The 20,194-nt window shown below is 46.1% G+C and carries 17 protein-coding genes; 5 read left to right on the forward strand and 12 right to left on the reverse strand.

Translation table 11 applies throughout. The features are described from left to right. Positions 1-32: 32 nt before the first annotated feature. From gpmI to CCC70_RS04510, 4 genes are all read right to left on the reverse strand, one after another. Complete coding sequence (gpmI, locus tag CCC70_RS04495) at positions 33-1,574, reverse strand: 2,3-bisphosphoglycerate-independent phosphoglycerate mutase (protein ID WP_059085365.1); 1,542 nt, start codon at positions 1,572-1,574, stop codon at positions 33-35. 211 nt (positions 1,575-1,785) lie between these two features. After that, a complete protein-coding gene (locus CCC70_RS04500; protein ID WP_287084352.1) occupies positions 1,786-3,081 on the reverse strand; it encodes a homoserine dehydrogenase in 1,296 nt (431 codons plus the stop codon). A 53-nt stretch (positions 3,082-3,134) separates the two neighbouring features. Continuing rightward, entirely contained in the window at positions 3,135-4,253 is a 1,119-nt protein-coding gene (locus tag CCC70_RS04505) for an Mbeg1-like protein (RefSeq protein ID WP_287084353.1), read from the reverse strand. A gap of 183 nt (positions 4,254-4,436) precedes the next feature. Then, positions 4,437-4,658, reverse strand: coding sequence for a hypothetical protein (locus tag CCC70_RS04510; RefSeq protein WP_021652279.1), 222 nt, complete (start codon positions 4,656-4,658; stop codon positions 4,437-4,439). A gap of 101 nt (positions 4,659-4,759) precedes the next feature. Between CCC70_RS04510 and CCC70_RS04515 the strand changes: the two genes are divergently transcribed. Next, positions 4,760-5,038, forward strand: a complete 279-nt coding sequence (locus CCC70_RS04515) for a helix-turn-helix domain-containing protein (protein ID WP_015527002.1) — start codon at positions 4,760-4,762, stop codon at positions 5,036-5,038. Positions 5,039-5,153: 115 nt separating this feature from the next. Here CCC70_RS04515 and tpiA read toward each other — a convergent pair whose 3' ends face one another. The 3 genes from tpiA to gap all read right to left on the reverse strand — a co-directional run bounded on the left by tpiA (position 5,154) and on the right by gap (position 8,349). After that, positions 5,154-5,903 carry a triose-phosphate isomerase gene (tpiA, locus tag CCC70_RS04520; protein ID WP_021977259.1) on the reverse strand — a complete coding sequence of 250 codons (750 nt, stop codon included), beginning with the start codon at positions 5,901-5,903 and terminating at the stop codon, positions 5,154-5,156. A gap of 44 nt (positions 5,904-5,947) precedes the next feature. Next, positions 5,948-7,144 carry a phosphoglycerate kinase gene (locus CCC70_RS04525; RefSeq protein ID WP_287084354.1) on the reverse strand — a complete coding sequence of 399 codons (1,197 nt, stop codon included), beginning with the start codon at positions 7,142-7,144 and terminating at the stop codon, positions 5,948-5,950. A gap of 185 nt (positions 7,145-7,329) precedes the next feature. Beyond that, positions 7,330-8,349, reverse strand: coding sequence for a type I glyceraldehyde-3-phosphate dehydrogenase (gene gap / locus CCC70_RS04530; protein ID WP_021652276.1), 1,020 nt, complete (start codon positions 8,347-8,349; stop codon positions 7,330-7,332). A gap of 305 nt (positions 8,350-8,654) precedes the next feature. Between gap and CCC70_RS04535 the strand changes: the two genes are divergently transcribed. Both CCC70_RS04535 and CCC70_RS04540 read left to right on the forward strand, forming a co-directional pair. Further along, positions 8,655-9,473 carry a histidinol-phosphatase HisJ family protein gene (locus CCC70_RS04535; protein WP_287084356.1) on the forward strand — a complete coding sequence of 273 codons (819 nt, stop codon included), beginning with the start codon at positions 8,655-8,657 and terminating at the stop codon, positions 9,471-9,473. Positions 9,474-9,549: 76 nt separating this feature from the next. Continuing rightward, on the forward strand, positions 9,550-11,724 hold the full coding sequence (locus CCC70_RS04540; protein ID WP_287084358.1) for an alpha-amylase family glycosyl hydrolase: 2,175 nt from the start codon (positions 9,550-9,552) through the stop codon (positions 11,722-11,724). Between the two features lie 142 nt (positions 11,725-11,866). Here CCC70_RS04540 and CCC70_RS04545 read toward each other — a convergent pair whose 3' ends face one another. The 4 genes from CCC70_RS04545 to CCC70_RS04560 form a co-directional block, all read right to left on the reverse strand. After that, positions 11,867-14,425, reverse strand: a complete 2,559-nt coding sequence (locus tag CCC70_RS04545) for an HAD-IC family P-type ATPase (RefSeq protein WP_287084359.1) — start codon at positions 14,423-14,425, stop codon at positions 11,867-11,869. Positions 14,426-14,514: 89 nt separating this feature from the next. Further along, positions 14,515-14,961: a Fe-S cluster assembly scaffold protein NifU gene (gene nifU, locus CCC70_RS04550; RefSeq protein WP_015526995.1), complete on the reverse strand. Its 447-nt coding sequence runs from the start codon at positions 14,959-14,961 to the stop codon at positions 14,515-14,517. A 28-nt stretch (positions 14,962-14,989) separates the two neighbouring features. Then, positions 14,990-16,177 carry a cysteine desulfurase NifS gene (gene nifS, locus CCC70_RS04555; RefSeq protein ID WP_021650819.1) on the reverse strand — a complete coding sequence of 396 codons (1,188 nt, stop codon included), beginning with the start codon at positions 16,175-16,177 and terminating at the stop codon, positions 14,990-14,992. A gap of 25 nt (positions 16,178-16,202) precedes the next feature. Continuing rightward, a complete protein-coding gene (locus CCC70_RS04560; RefSeq protein ID WP_015526993.1) occupies positions 16,203-16,631 on the reverse strand; it encodes an RrF2 family transcriptional regulator in 429 nt (142 codons plus the stop codon). A 122-nt stretch (positions 16,632-16,753) separates the two neighbouring features. On the opposite strand from CCC70_RS04560, the gene CCC70_RS04565 reads away from it, so the two are divergent. Together CCC70_RS04565 and CCC70_RS04570 are read left to right on the forward strand one after the other, a co-directional pair. Continuing rightward, positions 16,754-18,088 (forward strand): polysaccharide biosynthesis protein, encoded by a 1,335-nt coding sequence (locus CCC70_RS04565; protein ID WP_287084361.1) that lies wholly within the window; start codon positions 16,754-16,756, stop codon positions 18,086-18,088. A gap of 42 nt (positions 18,089-18,130) precedes the next feature. Next, complete coding sequence (locus tag CCC70_RS04570; RefSeq protein WP_015526991.1) at positions 18,131-19,162, forward strand: 3-deoxy-7-phosphoheptulonate synthase; 1,032 nt, start codon at positions 18,131-18,133, stop codon at positions 19,160-19,162. Between the two features lie 139 nt (positions 19,163-19,301). Here CCC70_RS04570 and xerD read toward each other — a convergent pair whose 3' ends face one another. Continuing rightward, positions 19,302-20,186: a site-specific tyrosine recombinase XerD gene (xerD, locus tag CCC70_RS04575; RefSeq protein WP_015526990.1), complete on the reverse strand. Its 885-nt coding sequence runs from the start codon at positions 20,184-20,186 to the stop codon at positions 19,302-19,304. Between the last annotated feature and the right edge of the window lie 8 nt (positions 20,187-20,194).

The following is a 20,194-nucleotide window of genomic DNA, read 5'->3' on the forward strand; positions in this document are numbered from 1 at the left end:
GTAAAAATCTGCCGGGATTCCGTGAAGCTTATTTATTTCTCAACAAGAAGAGACTCTCCTGTCATTTCCTTCGGCTGCTCCATACCCATAAGCTGGATCAGAGTCGGAACGATATCTGCAAGACATCCGTTCTCACGAAGTGTGTATTTCGGATCTGCGTTTACAAGGATAAACGGTACCGGGTTCGTTGTATGAGCTGTCCATGGCTCACCTGTTTCATAATTTACAAGCTGCTCTGCGTTACCATGGTCAGCGCAGATAAAGAGCTGTCCGTCAACCTCTTTGATTGCCTCTACAGCCTTACCAACACACGCATCAACAGTCTCAACAGCCTTGATCGCAGCTGCCTCAACACCTGTATGGCCAACCATATCCGGGTTCGCAAAGTTGATGATGATCACATCATATTTGTCAGATTTGATCGCCTCTACAAGCTTCTCGCAAACCTCCGGTGCACTCATCTCCGGCTGCATATCGTAAGTCGGAACCTTCGGGGATTTTACAAGGATTCTGTCCTCTCCTTTGTTTGGTTCCTCAACACCACCGTTGAAGAAGAATGTAACATGTGCATATTTCTCTGTCTCGGCGATACGTGCCTGTGTCATATCGTGAGCTGCAAGGTACTCACCGAAGGTATTGTGAAGAAGAACCTTGTGGAATGCTACCAGCTTGTTCTGGATGGTATCATCATACTCTGTGAAGCATACGAATGTGGTATCCAGTCTCTTTGCTCTCTCAAAGCCCTTAAAATCGTCATCACAGAAAGCTCTTGTGATCTCTCTTGCACGGTCCGGACGGAAGTTGAAGAATACAACGGAATCCTTATCGGAAATAGTTGCAACCGGTTTGCCGTCCTTCTCGATAACAGTCGGAAGCACAAATTCATCTGTCTTGTCATCATCATAGGAAGCCTGAACTGCTGCTGCAGCATCTGTTCCCTTTACGCCTTCGCCCTGTGTAAGAGCTTTATATGCAAGCTCAACACGATCCCAGCGGTTATCACGATCCATTGCATAATAACGTCCGGAGATCACACCGATCTCACCAACACCGATCTCTTTCATTTTAGCTTCCAGCTGCTCTACAAACTCTTTACCGGATGCAGGCGGTGTGTCACGACCATCCAAGAAGCAGTGTACGTAAACTTTCTTGAGTCCCTCTCTCTTTGCCATCTCAAGAAGTCCGTAGAGATGTGTATTGTGGCTGTGTACGCCACCGTCAGAAAGAAGTCCCATAAAATGGATCGCGGAATCGTTGTCTTTTGCATTCTTCATAGCAGTAAGAAGTGCCTCATTCTTGAAGAAATCGCCGTCCTGGATCTCTTTTGTGATCCTTGTAAGCTCCTGGTATACGATACGGCCTGCGCCCATGTTCATATGACCAACCTCGGAGTTACCCATCTGTCCGTCCGGAAGACCTACCGCAAGACCGCTGGCATTGCCTTTTACAAACGGATAATCTTTCATGAGTCCGTCCATAACCGGTGTTTTTGCCTCATATACAGCATTTCCGTCATGTCTGTCATTGAGTCCGTATCCATCAAGGATCATTAAAACTGTTGGTTTTTTGCTCATAATTTTCCCCTTCTTATCTTTGATCGAAAATCTGTCCGGCACAGCTCTTCACTAATTCTGAAAACCTCTGTACCATTCAGGATTCTTTTGTTTTCCATTTTATATAGTACCAAAATCCAGAAATTTTGCAACGTTTTCTTTGACAAAAATTTGTCTGTTTTCAATTTCCTGACAACTGATACGGCTGATCTGTAAATTTACGCGAAAGATATTATTTCTGGTATACACGGATCATAGAAGAAATCTTTCTTACAGATGCGCTGTTTTCCAGTTCTTCCTTAACCTTAAAGAAAGCGCCCTCGCTTACAAGTTTGGTGATCACAACAACCTCTGCGGTATCCGGTCTCTTGCTTTCTTTCTGCATGATCTGTGCCACGCTTGCCTGATATTTTGCAAAATGCTCCAGGATTTCAGCCAGCACACCGCAGCGGTCCTCTACCTGCAGGCGGAGGAAATAACGGTTATGGGTATCTGCCATATTTTTTAACGGAAGTGTCTTATAGCAGGTGCAGCCTACTCTTCCGCAGCAATCTGCCTTCATATTACGGACTACCTCAAATACATCACCGGCAACCGCACTTGCTGTAGGAAGCTCACCTGCTCCACGTCCGTAGAACATGGTATCTCCTACTGCATCTCCGTGTACAAAAACTGCATTATAAGAATCATTGACGGATGCAAGGGGATGCTCTGCCGGGATCAGCATCGGGCAGACATAGGCCTCAACGCCGTCCTCCTGACAGCGTGCAACACCCAGAAGCTTGATCTCGCAGCCCATTTCTTTTGCGTAACGGATATCCTTTGCCGTGATCTTTGTGATTCCTTCTATATGAACATTATCAAGGGTAACTCTGGAATTAAAGGCAACTGATGCAAGGATGGCAACCTTTCTTCCAGCATCAATTCCCTCGATATCTGCAGTAGGATCTGCCTCTGCATATCCAAGTTCTGTAGCAAGAGCAAGAGCATCTGAAAATTCCATTCCCTCCTGGGACATCTTGGTAAGGATAAAGTTCGTAGTTCCGTTTACGATTCCCATAACTTCCGTTACATGGTTGGCCTCAAGACTGTTCTTCAACGGGCTGATGATCGGGATTCCTCCGGCAACTGCTGCCTCAAACAGAAAATCCTTCTGCGCTGCCCTGGCAGTTTCCAGAATCTCTTTTCCGTGGACTGCGATCAGATCCTTGTTTGCAGTTACAACGTTCTTGCCGGCTTTCAGTGCTGCAAGGATATAAGTACGTGCCGGCTCGATCCCGCCGATCAGCTCGATCACAATATCAATGGAAGGATCTCCCTCAATATCTGCCCAGTCTGTTGTAAGAACAGAAGGATCGTCTACCTTCCCGGACGCTTTCTCAAGGTTACGCACCAGGATCTTTGTGATCTTTACCTGGCATCCAAGCTTGGCTGTCATTTCCTGCTCCTGGCTTTTGATCACTTTATATACACCGGTTCCTACTGTTCCGAGACCAAGAAGGGCCGCATTTACGACTTTTTCGTTCATTTTCTGATGTCCCCTTTCCGTTTTTTCCAATTTTTATCAGAGTAACTCCTATGTTATGGCAGAAAACGCTTTTTGTCAAGTTCCGGCAGAGGAAGCAATTCCAACCAGCTGCCAAAAAGTCCGGTGATCAGTTCCTGCACCATAGCTTTTGACTGTGGTTCCAGTTTATCCAGATGGCGCACCATGGCAGCCAGACTTTTCAGACCACCTTCCTGGATTTGGGAAATGGTATCTGCTCCGGTTGCTTCCAACACAGAAAAGAGTTCCCCGATGAGATGCTCTCTCTGCTTTTCATCCATATGGTCGATCCATTTATGAATACTTCGATCTGACGCCGCAGCTCTTCTTGTCAAACTTTCTTTCTCTATAAAGGATGGCCCCATTACCTCCCAGGTAAAAGCATCATGCTGCAGGATCCCCTTCTGTGTACTGGCTACGATCCGCGGATTTTTCTGGTGGCTGAGTAGCATACCGATCACAGATGCCTCGGGAATGATACGAGTGACTTTTGGCAAAACACTTTCCACTCTTCCGGGACTGAAAAATCCTTCCGGAAAACCCGGGCCATCATTATCATAGACAGAAAGAAGCTTTTCCTGCAGGATGTCACTGCACTGCATCGCTGCATACATAGCCAGATTTCCTCCTTTGGAATGACCGCCGATCCGCAGCATGGACTGTATATAAGTTCCATGCGTTTCCAGATATTCCAACGCTTTTCTGTGCGAAGGAACAACTCCGTTGCTTAAGTTAAAATCCTCCTTCCATCCCACAATGGTATCATCGGTTCCACGAAATGAAATATATGTGGTTCCATCATCCAGTCCTATAGTCACTGCCGCAAACTGCTGAGCCTGATGGGAAAGGATTTCATTGACAAAGCCCCCTACTGTACATTTCCGGAATCTCTCCGCACAGGCCATTTTTTCAAGGAGCACCGGTGTATTCTGCAGAAATGCACTTTCTGCTTTCAGATCCTTCTTCATTTCCCTTCTGGAAAAAGCCGCAAAGAGTTCTTCTACAGAAAGAGTATTTCCGTTTTTTACTTCTGCCATCTCATCCAGATCAAGATAGGAAAAACACGCCAGTATCAGATTGTCAACTTCATTAAAGGGTGACTGCTCAAAGGTAAGATCTCCTCTCCAGTCAAGATAATCCAGAATATTCCCCATAAAATCCTCCGCAAATGATCATATAAGCGTCTTACGCACAGCCGCAGGCTTTCTTTCTATTATAATACGTAACGGCTGCACCACAGCACAGCCATCTGATGCGTTTCTGCCGTTATCAGATAACCGTTTTCTGAAACGACATACCCTGCCAGATATTTATTGTTATCATACCATAAATCCTGATCATTTGCTCCTTTCATCCATTTTTTTTCTGAGATAAAGGATGTAATGAATGCAGCCGCAGGTAAAAGCCGGAAACAGTATCGACAGGCCTGCTGCTGACATCATATAGATCACTGCCCCTTTTCCGTCATCCGGTGTTCCTGCCACAAAGCAGTAGAACATGGTAGCTGAAAAATACAGTGTGATCACCACTGAAATTAAGATTTTAAAAAACTTCCTCATTGCTTCTCCTTTCTGTAGTGTCGATATAAGGACACTGTTGTGATTCCAATTTTACCTTCATAATAAGATTAATTCAAGGATGAATCGGACAGGATATATATATGATAAAATATGACAGATTTTGGGTCACGATGAAGGAGCGTGGGATCACTCAGTATGATCTTTATGAACATTACCAGATCACCCGTTCACTTCTGGACAGACTTCGAAAAAATAAAAATGTTGAAATTTATACCATAGACAGGCTGTGTTCCATTCTCCACTGCGAGATCGAGGACATTGTGGAACACGTTCCCGAGCCTGACGAAAGGAACGAACATACAGAAAAAGCTTCAGAGAAAAACAATCCTTACTCTGAAGATAAGAAAAACTCTCTCTGACTGCGATCAGATGCAGCTTTTTTGTTGGCTGTGCTATCCGTGTCAGGGAGAGTTTTTCTGATTTTTTTATAAAAAGATATAAAAAAAGGGGCCGAAGCCCCTTTTTAAGTGAATCTTATTTGTAGTTTACGATCTTTCCGAAATCTGGTTTCAGGGAAGCGCCACCTACAAGACCGCCATCGATGTCAGCCTGAGCGAATAAGTCAGGAGCTGTTGCAGCGTTTACAGATCCGCCGTACTGGATACGGATCTCTGCTGCTGTAGCATCATCATAGATCTCAGCGATGCATTTACGGATATCAGCGCAAACTTCCTGAGCCTGCTCTGTTGTAGCTGTCTTACCTGTTCCGATAGCCCAGATCGGCTCGTAAGCGATAACTGCTGTCTTAGCCTGATCAGCTGTAACACCCTGGAATCCAACCTTAACCTGCTGACGGATGAAGTCCATTGTTACGCCCTGCTCTCTCTGAGTAAGTGTCTCACCACAGCACATGATCGGTGTGATGCCATGCTCGAAAGCTTTGAGCATTTTTTTGTTAACGTCCTCGTTTGTCTCACCGAAGTACTCTCTTCTCTCGGAGTGTCCAAGTACAACGTACTTAACGCCTGCATCTACGAGCATAGCCGGAGCGATCTCACCTGTGTAAGCACCTTTCTCCTCGAAGTACATGTTCTCAGCACCAACCTGGATGTTAGAACCTTTAGCTGCCTCAACAACAGGGATGATGTCGATAGCCGGTACGCAGAATACTACGTCAACTTCATCGTTAACAACAAGCGGTTTTAAAGTCTCAACAAGCTTTACAGCCTCGCTTGGTGTCATGTTCATTTTCCAGTTTCCAGCAATAATTTTCTTTCTTGCCATTGTTTTTATCTCCTTTTCGTGTTCGCGGAACACTTTATTTTTTATCAGTCTTTATCGTTAGCTGCTGCTACGCCCGGAAGCTCTTTGCCCTCAAGGAACTCAAGAGAAGCACCGCCACCTGTGGAGATGTGTGTCATCTTGTCGCCATATCCAAGGATATTTACAGCTGCTGCGGAATCACCACCACCGATGATGGTTGTTGCGTCTGTATCAGCAAGAGCTTTTGCAACTGCCTCTGTACCATGTGCGAAGTTCGGCATCTCGAAGCATCCCATCGGTCCGTTCCATACAACTGTCTTGGCATCTTTAACAGCGTCTGCAAAGATCTTCTCTGTCTCAGGTCCGATATCCATTCCTTCCCATCCGTCCGGAATCTCACCGCGTTTTACAACCTGGATATTGCAGTCGTTGGAGAAGTCATCACCGATTCTGTTATCTACAGGAAGAAGAAGTTTCACACCTTTCTCCTCTGCTTTCTTCATCATGTCAAGTGCATACTGAAGGTAATCATCCTCGCAGAGGGATCTTCCGATATGTCCACCCATAGCTTTGGAGAATGTGTAAGACATTCCACCACCGATGATCAGTGTATCTACCTTGTCAAGAAGGTTGTTGATAACGGAAATCTTGCTGGAAACCTTAGCTCCGCCAAGGATTGCAACGAATGGTCTCTCCGGATTGTTTACAGCGTTTCCAAGGAATGCGATCTCTTTCTCCATCAGATATCCTACAACTGCTGTCTTCACATATTTGGTAACACCTACATTGGAGCAGTGAGCTCTGTGAGCTGTTCCAAATGCATCGTTTACAAATACGTCGCAAAGGGAAGCAAGCTCTTCGCTGAACTTATCCTCGTTCTTTGTCTCTTCTGCACGATAACGTGTGTTCTCAAGAAGAACTACGTCGCCGTCTTTCATTGCTGCTACAGCAGCCTTTGCGTTCGGTCCTACTACCTCAGGATCTGCTGCAAATTTTACTTCCTGTCCAAGAAGCTCGGAAAGGCGAACAGATACCGGTGCAAGAGAAAGCTCCGGTTTCGGCTCTCCCTTCGGTTTTCCAAGGTGGGAGCAGAGGATAACCTTTCCACCGTCTGCGATCAGTTTCTTAATTGTCGGAAGAGCAGCTACAAGACGGTTCTCATCTGTGATCTTTCCGTCCTGAAGCGGAACGTTGAAATCACATCTTACAAGTACTCTCTGTCCTTTTACATTGATATCGTCAACACTTTTTTTGTTCAGCATCTCTATATCTCCTTAACTTTTATTTCTGCAAAAGCAGATCAATAAGGGCGAGCGATATTGTTGTCCGCTCTGTTAACAGTCATTCCTCAGACATTTTTTTGTTTGGTCTTTTGGAAAAAAAGGGCCCGGTCCTCTTCAGACCGGACCCTTTCTGAGTCTATTCTTCTACACCCGTTCGCAGAAAATTAAGCGTTCAGAAGTTTTCCGAAGTGCTTGATTGTACGAACCATCTGGCTTGTGTAGGAGTTCTCGTTGTCATACCAGGAAACTACCTGAACCTCTGTTGTGCCATTCTCAAGTGGAAGTACCATTGTCTGAGTAGCATCGAAGAGGGAACCAAATCTCATACCAACGATATCGCTGGATACGATCTCATCCTCGTTGTATCCGAAGGACTCATTGGAAGCTGCTTTCATAGCTGCGTTGATCTGCTCTTTAGTAACGTTTCCTTCAACTACTGCTGTAAGGATTGTTGTAGAACCTGTTGGGGTAGGTACACGCTGTGCAGAACCGATAAGTTTGCCGTTAAGCTCTGGGATAACAAGTCCGATAGCTTTAGCAGCACCTGTGCTGTTCGGAACGATGTTAACTGCAGCTGCACGGGATCTTCTCAGATCGCCTTTTCTCTGCGGTCCGTCAAGTGTCATCTGATCGCCTGTGTAAGCGTGGATTGTGCACATGATACCGGATTTGATCGGTGCAAGATCGTTAAGAGCCTTAGCCATTGGTGCAAGGCAGTTTGTTGTACAGGAAGCTGCGGAGATGATCTTGTCCTCGTTTGTAAGACCCTGATGGTTTACGTTGTAAACGATTGTCTTAAGGTCGTTTCCAGCCGGAGCGGAAATAACTACGTGCTTAGCACCTGCATCGATATGAGCCTGAGCTTTGTCTTTGGATGTGTAGAAACCTGTGCACTCAAGAACTACGTCTACACCGATCTCTCCCCATGGAAGCTCTGCAGCGTTAGCCTTAGCATAGATTTTGATCTCTTTTCCGTCTACTGTGATGGAATCCTCGCCTGCTGTTACTTTATCAGCAAGAGCATATCTTCCCTGTGTAGAATCATATTTTAATAAGTGAGCAAGCATCTTAGGAGATGTAAGATCGTTGATTGCTACGATCTCAAATCCTTCTGCTCCAAACATCTGACGGAATGCAAGACGACCGATACGTCCAAAACCATTAATTGCAACTTTTACTGCCATGATAAATTCCTCCTATGAATTGAATGGTGATTTAAATCGTTCCTTTGTTAAAGAAACATCAACCTGTCTCATATTGTACCTAATTCCAAACAAAAATTCAAGAGCTATTTATAAAAAAGAACATTAAAATAAATATTAAGAAAACTTCTGAAAAATGTGCTATAATTCTCTGATAGAAAGTTCTGTCCTGCTGATTCCTAAAACGGATATCTATATTCCCGCTGGGAGTTTGACTTTCCCGGATTCATAACAGGCAGATACGATCATTGTCACAGAATATAAAGGCTTGAATATGGAGGTACAAAATGGACCAGAAAATTTTATGGGACTGCCATATGCACTCCTCTTTTTCCGCAGATTCCGATACACCGATGGAAGAAATGATCCAGACTGCCGCAGACCAGGGTCTCACGGGAATCTGTTTTACTGAACATTTTGATCCGGATTATCCCGATACTCCGGAAAATCTTGATTTTTCCCTGAACATCCCTGCATACCGCCAGAAGCTTGAGAGTCTTGCGGATGCTTTTAAAGACCAGATCCAGGTTAACTTCGGGATCGAGCTTGGACTTCAGCCTCAGCTTGCAGAATCTTTTTCCGATCTTCTGAAAGAAGTTCCCTTTGATTTCGTTATTGGTTCCTCCCATGTGGTGCACGGATACGATCCTTATTATCCTTCTTATTTTGAGGGCCGTAAGGAATCCGCATGCTACATGGAATATTTTGAATCCATCCTGGAAAATATCGCTGCTTTTGACGAGATGGATGTGTACGGACATATCGACTATGTAGTACGTTATGGTCCAAATCAGAACCGTCAGTATTCTTATGGAAGATATAAGGAGATCCTGGACGAGATCCTGCGGACATTGATCCGCAAAAATGTGGGAATCGAGCTGAACACAGGCGGTTATCACTACGGGCTTGGTGAACCGAATCCATGTGTCAATATTATCCGACGTTACCGTGAGCTTGGCGGTGAGATCATCACCATCGGTGCAGATGCCCATACTCCGGATAAGATCAGCTATGCTTTTGACAAGGCGGCTGATGTTCTCCGTGAATGTGGTTTTTCCTATTATGCTGTATTTAAAAACCGCCGTCCTGTTTTTCATAAGCTGTAGCTCTGTTTCTCTCTCCGGTGAGAGAGTTTACATTTTTATACCGAAAAATATCATTTTATCTAAGGAGGAACTCTATATGTCAACAAAAAGACTCCAGAAAAAGAAAGCTGCCATGCAGGCAAAAAAAGAAAAGCAGCTGAAAAAAAATACCTCTGCTGCCGGCACCAGTTCCAGTGCTGCCAAATCTGTTGAAAATGCTAAAGCCGAAGTAAAAAAACTTGAAACCGTAAAGAAGGAAACGCTTAAAGTCGAAACCTCCAAAACTGAACCGATCAAAGTCGAGACTTCCAAGACTGAGCCGATTAAGGTCGAGACCTCTAAAACTGAACCGATCAAGGTTGAAACTTCCAAGACTGAGCCGTTCAAGGTCGAGACCTCTAAAACCGAGCCGATCAAGGTTGAAACTTCCAAGACTGAGCCGATTAAGGTCGAGACCTCCAAGACCGAGCCGATCAAAGTTGAGACTTCCAAGACCGATCCGATCAAAGTCGAGACTTCAAAGACCGAGCCGATCAAGGTTGAGACTTCAAAGACCGAACCGATCAAGGTTGAGACTTCCAAGACTGAGCCGGCGAAAGTTACTACTTCCAAGACCGAGCCTCTGAAAGTCGAAACTTCCAAGGAGGACACAGCTTACGATGCCCTCTACGAGAAACGTCTGAAATACTACTACAATGATCTGAAATGGCTCTACTGTGAGCTGTTCCGCAATCATCCGGAAGTTGCCGGCACATTCTCAAGCCTCACAAAAAAGATGAAAGAAATCTACCGTGAGCGTTCTCTTTCCATGAAGGAAGCCGACCAGAACTGCGCTGCAGATCCTGACTGGTTCCGTAAGACTACTTTCACTGGAATGGCTGTAAATCCTGCTGACTTCGCAGATACTCTTTCCGGGCTGTCCGATAAGCTGGACTATATCAGCGAATGTAACGCAGACACTCTGTACCTGACAGATCTTTTCCAGGCAACCTCCAATTGCTCCCTTCGCATTATCCCGGAGATCGGAACCTCCGAAGATCTGTACACACTTGCAGCTAACTGTAGGAAAGCAGGTATCCGCCTGGCTCTTGAGATCCCGTTAAGTCTTTCTGTGGATGACCCACAGTCCGGTGCGCCATGTGTGCTCCAGACTCCGGCTTATTTCAATGCAATGCTTCTTCAGATCCTGGAGCTTGCAAATGAAGGTGCTTCTGTATTCAGCCTTGGTGTCCTTCCGATGATGCCGGAAGAAAATCTCTGGAAGCTTCACTCTCTGCTGCGTATGACCCGAATGGTGTGTGAGATCGTATGCCCCGGAATTCTTCTCCTTGGCGAAACAGACCGCCCACCTGCAGAAGCTGCTGCATTTGGCGGAACTTCCGATATGCCGGAACTTCACATTGTAAACAGCACCCAGCTGATGTCCGATCTCTGGCATACCGTTGCCACAAAGGACACTGCCCTTCTCCGCCGGGGAATCGACAGAGCTGCAGACCTTCCGCAGGCACCGGTATTCCAGAATTACCTCCGTAACCGCAACACGGTACGCTGGAATCTGGACTATGATTTCCTGAAAGGAAGCTTTATCACAGAAGGGCCTCACAGAGATTATCTGAATGAATTCCTGGCAGGTATTTTCCCTGATTCCTTTGCCCGGGGTGAAATTTATGTAAATCCGGAAACTGAGAAATCGGAGCTCTGCGGAACAACCGCATCTCTTGCAGGAATCGAGCGTTTTGATTATGAAGGAAATATGGAGGGTGTCAGCCGGGGAATCCGCTATGACGTAGCACTTCATGCATTGCTTCTTTCCCTCCCCGGAATTCCGGTACTTCGAAGCGGTGACGAGGTCGGACAGCTGAATGACTACACCTATAAAGCCGACATTTCCAAAGCAGCTGATCCCCGCTGGCTCCACAACGGACGTTTCAACTGGGCACTTGCCCGGAACAGAGCCGATGCCGAAACGATCCAGGGACGCATTTTCAACAGCCTTGAGCAGCTGGAATCCATCCGTGCCAGCCATCCGGTATTTGCACCTGAAGTTTCTGCACATACACTAGAAACCTGGGAAAAAGCTCTCCTTGCCCTGGTAAGAGAAACTTCTGAAGAAAAGCTGATCTGCATCTACAACTTCAGCGACCAGGATAAGGTAGCCTGGATCAACGAACAGGACGGTACCTACACAGATCTTCTCACAGGAGTTCAGAGAGACGCACAGGCTGTAGAGATCCCGGCCTTCGGATTTATCTGGCTTATGCACACGAAATAATAGCTTTGTCAGGCGGATATCCACAATCTGCATTCTCTACACAGCTCTGCACCGGATAACTGGATAACTGCTTCACAGTTTATTTGCAAAAAAGGACACTGCCATTTTCAACGGGCAGTGTCCTTTTTTATTTCTCATATTATTATTTTCTCAGCTTATCAATAAATGCAGCAAATTTCCCCTGTTCCCCACTATCCAGCGAACGGCTGTAAATATTTCTGAGCCAGGCCGTGATCACATCGATCAGGATCGGAGAAAATGTCATCAGAAGGAACACCAGAATGATCATTCCGAATTCCAGCGATCCCAGTGTCAGAAGATTCTGCAGAACCACCGCCGCACCGAAAAAGATCACCTGCATACTGTAAATGATCACCTTTCGATACTTATTCAGAGGTGCGTAAACTGTCTTAAGTGCCGCCATATAATTCCATCCTGTTACAAGCACACAGGCTGTATTCAGCATAGCATTGGAATGGTATACATTCTGGCATACCAGCATCACACTGAACACACAGCCCGTGATGGTCACAGCAGCCGGAAATGCATTCATAAATACATGACGCAAAAATGTATGGTCGATCTTCTCATAATTATTCTCCTGTGCCAGAAGGAATGTAGGAATACCAACAGCGCAGGCACTGATCAGAGACATCTGGATCGGCTCAAAGGGATAGGAATCCCCGAAGAAGATCGTGATCAGTGACAGCAGCACGGAAAAAATCGTTTTGATCAGAAACATAGATGCCGCAGTACGGATATTATTTACAACCCGGCGTCCCTGATTCACAATTTCCGGCATTGCTGCAAAATTAGAATCCAGCAATACCACATTGGCAATATTCTTGGCAGCATCACTGCCCTCAGCCATGGCAATACTGCAGTCCGCCTCTTTAAGCGCCAGAACATCATTGACACCATCACCGGTCATGGCAACCGTATGCTTCTGAGCCTGTAAAGACTTCACCATTGCCTGCTTCTGCTGAGGTGTTACACGTCCGAACACACTATATTCTGCAACTGCCTCGTCCATCTGTTCCTGGGTTGTGATCGTTGTCGCATCTATATAATGCTCTGCATTTTTAAGGCCTGCACGTCTGGCAATTGCAGAAACCGTCACCGGATCATCACCGGAGATCACTTTCAGATCAACACCCTGACTTTCGAAATATGCCAGTGTATCCGGTGCCTCTGCACGGATCACATCGGTAATAAGCAAAAGTCCGACAGGTTCCAGTCCCTCCGGAAGCTCCGCTCCCTCACTCACATTTACACTATGGGCAAGAACCAGCACACGAAGACCTTCCTCTGCAAATCTGCCACAATACTCCATCAACTCCGGGTTCCCTTCCGGAAAAAGAAACTGCGCTGCCCCCATCAGATAAGTACCTGTATCTGTAAATGCAGCTCCGCTGTACTTCCTGTCAGAAGAAAACGGGATCACATGATCCAGCTCCATATCCTGAGATACTTTAAATCTTGCCCTGAGTGCATCGGCAGTGGCATTCTGATCCTTTAGCACAGAAAGCAGATTTCCCATGATATGCTCGATTTCCCGGATCTTCTCCGGATCTTCCTGACTATGTTTCTCCGGGTCAGCTTCTGACTTTTCCTGTAATACGAGATTCGCGCTTCCATCCTCCTTTGCGATCGCATCTGTTGCTGAAACTGCAGAAGTCGCAGAACTCTCAGTTCCATTGCTGTCACCTTCGCCAGATTCAGGCTCTTTCCCGGATATTGTCTCTGAAATCTCATCATACACCGGCGGATAGCTCTCCACCGCCTCCACACACATGGTACCCTCTGTGATAGTTCCTGTCTTATCCAGGCAGAGCGTATCCACGCGTGCAAGAGTTTCTATACAGTACAGCTCCTGCACCAGCGTCTTCTTCTGGGCCAGCTTCAGCGCACCCAGAGTCAGTGCCACACTGGTAAGAAGGACCAGTCCCTCCGGGATCATTCCCAGGACCGCTGCAACCATATTGACAACAGAATCCCGGATATTGTCTCCCACAAAATAATACTGTTTATAAAAAAGCAGCGCACCCATTGGTACGATAATGATACTGATCACCTTCAGAATGGCATTCAGGGAATTTCTAAGCTCTGAATTATGGCGTTTGAATTCCTTGGCCTCGCTGGTGATCCTTGACGCATAGTTGTCACTTCCCACATGGATGATCTGGCAACAGGCCTGTCCCGCCGTCACAAAGCTTCCGGAAAAAAGCTCATCTCCCGGATTCTTCGGAAGATTGTCTGCCTCACCGGTAAGCAGAGATTCATTGACCTCAAGGCTTCCCTCCAGGATCTTCGCATCTGCCGGAACCTGTTCTCCGGCCTTCAGGAATATCAGATCATCGACAACCAGCTTCTCTGTAGAAATTTTCCATTTTTTTCCTTCACGCAGAACAACCGTCTTGGATTCTGTCAGGATGGCCAGCTTGTCAATCGTCTTCTTAGCACGGACCTCCTGAATGATCCCGATCACGGTATTAATAAAAATGATTCCTACAAACATGGAGTTTTTGTAGGAACCAACCAGCAGTACGAGAACCAGCAGCACCAGGTTCAGAAAATTGAAGAATGTCAACGTATTCTCCAGAATGATCTGCTTATATGTCCTGGTGTTGGGGTTTTCGTTATTATTTACCTGGCCCTGCGCAATTCTTTCCTGAACTTCTTCGTTCGTAAGTCCTGTCATGCTTCTTACTTACCTGTCCTTTCAATGGCTTACGGTTCTGTTCAACTGAAGCTTGCTCATGCCCCGGTTATGATCGTAAATAAAAGGGATCAATACTCCTCTTCTGTATCCTCTTCACCCTCGTGGATATCAGACTTCGGTTTGGAAAGACCCTCGATCTTAATGTGATGTTTCTCTGCATAATCCCAGAGAGCTGCATGAATTGCTTCCTCAGCAAGCAGGGAACAGTGGATCTTTACCGGCGGAAGTCCGTCCAGAGCCTCCATAACGGCCTTGTTGGTTACTTCCATAGCTTCCTCAATGGTCTTGCCCATTACAAGTTCTGTTGCCATGCTGCTTGTTGCAACTGCTGCACCGCATCCAAATGTTTTAAATTTGCAGTCTTTGATAATATGAGTTTCGTCATCGATATCAAGGAATATTCTCATAATATCACCGCATTTTGCATTTCCTACAGTACCCACGCCACTTGCGTTCTCGATCTCACCGACATTACGTGGATGCTGAAAATGATCCATTACTTTTTCACTATACATTATTTTTTCCTCCTGGCAAGTATTTTTATTATTTTTTCTGCTTTTTAATAAAATCTTCATATAATGGAGACATGCTTCTTAAGTTTGCAGTAATATCTTTCAGCTTATCTACTACAAAATCAACATCCTCCATTGTCGTCTCCTCGCTTAAGGTCATACGGAGAGATCCGTGTGCGATCTCATGAGGAAGACCGATAGCTAACAGAACGTGTGACGGATCCAGAGAACCGGATGTACATGCGGAACCGCTGGATGCACAGATTCCGAAATTATCAAGCATCAGAAGAAGTGACTCTCCCTCGATGAACTGGATGCTTACATTTACGTTGTTCGGAAGACGTTTTACTTTATCTCCATTGAGACGTACGTACGGGATCTCTGTGAGGATCCTGCTGATCATATGATCTCTGATCTCGATTTCTTTTGCAGTACGCTCTTTCATGGACTTGTTTGCACGCTCTGCTGCAAGACCGTATCCTACGATACCAGGAACGTTCTCTGTACCTGCACGACGTTTTCTCTCCTGTGCTCCGCCATGTACGAAGGAGCGGATCTTAACACCCTTACGGATATAGAGGAAGCCGATTCCCTTCGGTCCGTTGATCTTATGTCCGCTGGAGCTGAGCATATCAATATTGAACTCATCTACATTGATCGGGATCTGGCCGAATGCCTGAACAGCGTCTGTATGGAACAGGATTCCATGCTCATGTGCGATCTGTCCGATCTCTTTCAGCGGCTCAAGAGTACCGATCTCATTGTTTGCAGCCATAACAGAGATCAGGATGGTCTCCGGTGTGATGGCTTTCTGAAGCTCATCCAGGTCAATGAAACCATTCTCATCTACATCCAGGTATGTGACCTTGGCACCACGCTCTTTTTCAAGGTACTCGCAGGTATGAAGGATGGCATGATGCTCGATCTTTGTTGTGATGATATGGTTTCCTTTATTTTTATATGCCTCAAAGGTCGCTTTCAGAGCCCAGTTATCAGACTCGGAACCACCTGCAGTAAAATAGATCTCCTCTTTTTTGGCTCCGATCACATCTGCGATCTGCTGTCTTGCCTTTGCGATGGCAGCCTTGCTGTTTGCCGCAAAATCATAAACGGTTGAAGCATTTCCATAAAACTCTGTAAAATACGGCAGCATAGCCTCCACAACTTCCGGTGCGGTCTTTGTGGTAGCCGCATTGTCCAGATATATCATTTTTCCCATTTTCTTTTCCTCCTGTTCAGGATAATTATTTTTCGTGTATTCTCCGGCTTTCTTCGATCAGCTCACTGAGCATCAGGGTATCCACTGCATCTGTGATGCTGTCGTTGATCCTCTTCCACACTAGTTTAGCTACACAGAGATCGGAACCCTGGCAGCCACCGTCACCTTCTGTTCCCGGACATGTTGCAGCCTCCAGGCCACCCTCCAGGACACGAAGGATATCTCCCACTGAAATCTCTTCTGCCGGTCTTCCAAGGAAGTATCCTCCGGCTGCGCCGCGGACACTCTTCACAAGGCCCGCTTTCTTTAAAAGTGCCATCAGCTGCTCCAGATAGCTGACTGATATATTCTGACGGCCCGCAATACTCTGAAGCGAGACCGCTTCTTTTTCACTGTAAAGACCAAGGTCTATCAAAGCCTTAAGTCCGTATTTTGCTCTTGTTGACAGTTTCATCCGCTCACCTCTTTTTCAATTCCCAGTGTTTTCCTCGGATTTCATGTTTACTCTATCAGAAACATATGGTTCTGTCAAGACTAACTTCTTCATATACTGACAAAAAAGACTCAAGGTTATCCATGTCAAAAAAAATATTTCTCAAAGGAACCCTGATTCTTGCCTGCACAGGCCTTATCAGCCGTATCGCAGGTTTCTTTTATAGAATATTCCTCTCCCATGCCATTGGTGCAGAAGGTCTTGGACTGTATCAGCTGGTTCTTCCTCTCCAGGGACTTATGGCCGCCTTATCCTATACAGGGATCCAGTCTGCCCTTTCACGCCTGATCGCGTCCAGACTTGCCCTTCAGGAGAAAAAGGAGGCACGTTTTTCGCTTGTCACAGGAACACTTATGGCTGTCTTTTTTTCTGCTGCAGCCGGTTTTCTGCTTTTTCAGCACGCATATTTTTTTGCTTCCGCAATTCTGAAAACACCGCAGACTGCCGGTCTTCTTCGCCTAACAGCTGTCAGTATTCCTCTCTGTGCCATTCATTCCTGCATTGACAGCTATTATTATGCCCGAAAAAAAGCCTCTGTTCCGGCAGTCGTGCAGCTTTCGGAGCAGTCTGCACGGATCGGCACTACCTATATCCTGTATCTGATCTTTCTTTCCGAAGGACGTCCGATCACTGCATTGATCGCAGCGGGAGGTTCCCTTGCCGGAGAGACTGCCGCTTCGCTGGTGTCGTTGCTGGTAGTTTCCTTTCATTTTGGAAATCACCCTGTACACGAAAAGACTCCCGTCAGGATCTTTCCGCTGATAAAGGACCTTTTCACACTGTCTTTTCCCATTTCCCTGAACAGGATCCTTCTGACACTTCTCGGCAGCATAGAAGCGGTCCTGATCCCACAGATGCTTCTGCGTTCCGGCATGACAGCCTCAGACTCACTGAAGATCTATGGGATCTTTACAGGAATGGCACTGCCCCTGCTCCTGTTTCCTTCCACACTTACGTCTTCCGCCTCTGTAATGCTGATGCCTTCCATCGCACAGCTTGATGCACTGGGAAAGCAGAAGCAGATCCGCCGTGTCACAGATCAGACCTTTTTTCTGTGCATGTTCCTGGGATTTCTATGCGGAAGCGGATTCTTTCTTTTTGGCCCATTCCTCGGAACATTGCTTTTTCACAGCCAGACTGCCGGAACCTACATACGGTATCTGTCTTTTATCTGTCCTTTTCTTTATACAAACACCATGCTCACCAGCATCCTGCAGGGACTTGGAAAACCGGGGCTCTGTCTGATCCACAGTATTGCCGGCATTCTCATCCGTATTTTCTCCGTTGTTTTTATAATTCCGGCAACGGGGATCCGAGGCTATTTTTACGGAATTTTTCTGGGTGAGCTGCTGCTTACTCTTCTACACGTGAAAGCGCTAAAATTTCCCTATCGACAATCGGCCAATAATCGTTTATAATAAATAATTGAAATGTCTATAGTTATGGAGGAATGAAGTACTATGAGTTTTGAATTCATAAAAAAACTGCCAACTCCTGAGGAAATCCGCAATCAGTATCCGCTCGATGCTGAACTTCAGGCGCTCAAGGAGAAACGCGATGCTGAGATTCGCGACGTTTTCACCGGAAAATCCGATAAATTCCTCGCTATCATCGGACCATGTTCTGCAGATAACGAAGATGCCGTATGCGATTATCTTTTAAGACTTCGCAAAGTTCAGGAAAAGATCGAGGATAAAGTCCTTATCATCCCGCGTGTTTACACAAACAAGCCACGTACAACCGGTGAAGGATACAAGGGAATGGTCCATCAGCCGGATCCTGAGAAAAAACCGAACCTTCTTGCCGGGCTGATCGCAATCCGCAAGATGCACATGCGTGCTATCCGCGAAAGTGGCTTCACCTGTGCAGATGAGATGCTTTACCCGGAGAACTACCGTTATCTCTCGGATTTGCTTTCCTACGTTGCTGTAGGCGCACGTTCTGTTGAAGATCAGCAGCACAGACTCACTGTCAGCGGCATGGATGTTCCGGCTGGTATGAAGAACCCTACCAGTGGTGACTACAGCGTTATGCTGAACTCCATTGTTGCAGCACAGGGCGCTCATCGTTTTATTTACAGAAGCTGGGAGGTTGAGACCACCGGCAACCCACTCTCTCACGCAATCCTTCGCGGTGCAGTAAACAAGCATGGGGAAGCGATCCCGAACTACCATTACGAGGATCTTCGTCTTCTCTATGACAAATACCATGCAAAGAACCTTGCCAACCCGGCAGTGATCGTGGATACCAACCACTCCAACTCCAACAAGCATTACGAGCAGCAGGTTCGTATCGCAAGTGAGGTTCTTCACAGCCGTCAGGTAGATCCTGAGCTTCACTCCATGGTAAAGGGTCTCATGATCGAGAGCTATATCGAGCCAGGCAACCAGAAGATCGGTGGAGATCACATCTACGGAAAATCCATCACAGATGCCTGCCTTGGTTGGGATGAGTCTGAGAAGCTGCTTTACACGATCGCTGAAAATTGCTAAGTTCTGTCTGATCTGCACTTCAGGGAACAGACATTTGTGATCATTCTACAATTTATGTTCAAAAAAAGAACCGACATTCTCCCATTTTGGAAGCTGCCGGTTCTTTTTTGAACGCGTTTTTTATATTATTTCTTACAGATCAATGCCTCGGATGTGCTTTCATATATACGTCTCGCATTTTCGCAACGCCAAAATTCAGATAGACCTGTGTGGTGGAAATATCCGAATGTCCAAGCATTTCCTGCACACTCTTCACGTCCGCTCCATTCTGCAGCATATGTGCGGCAAAAGAATGTCTCAGTGTATGCGGCGTGATATCATGCTGGATCCCGGCTTCCTCTGCATATCCCTTCAGAACCTTCCAGAATCCCTGTCTGCTCATGGATTTTCCTGAACAGTTGGTAAAAAGACTCTCCGTCTCATTTTCTTTCACAAATTTTCCACGGGCTTCCTTCAGATATTTCTCCATGGCTGTTTTGCATACATTTCCTATCGGGATCACCCGTTCCTTATCCTCATCGTGACAGACTACATAACCAAGCCGCAGATTGAGATCCTCCAGATTCAGCCGCAAAAGTTCACTGACACGCATTCCTGTAGCATACAAAAGCTCCAGCATGGCACTGTCCCGGATTCCCTTCGGTGTATTCAGATCCGGCTGTTTCAAAAGGCGGTCTACCTCATCCACAGTAAGGATCTCCGGCATCCGCTTCTCAACCTTGGGCGGCTTCAGTTCCAGAGACGGATCCCTCTCGATCCTGTTCTCCTGATAAAGATACTGAAACAAGGCACGGATAGATGCTACATTTCTGGAGATCGTTGAGGAAGCGAACTGTCCTCTCTCCATATAGCTGAGATAGCCTTCCAGCTCCAGTTCTCCTACATCTCGGATATCATAGATCCCACGATCTGCAAAATATACTGCCATCTTCTTCAGGTCTCTCTGGTAAGATACTTCTGTATTATGTGACGTCCTTTTTCTATTATGTAAATATGTAATAAATTCCCGTATCTCTATATCCATTTCTCTGC

It is taken from the genome of Blautia sp. LMAG:89 (assembly GCF_008679485.1).
Lineage (GTDB): Bacteria > Bacillota > Clostridia > Lachnospirales > Lachnospiraceae > Blautia_A > Blautia_A fusiformis.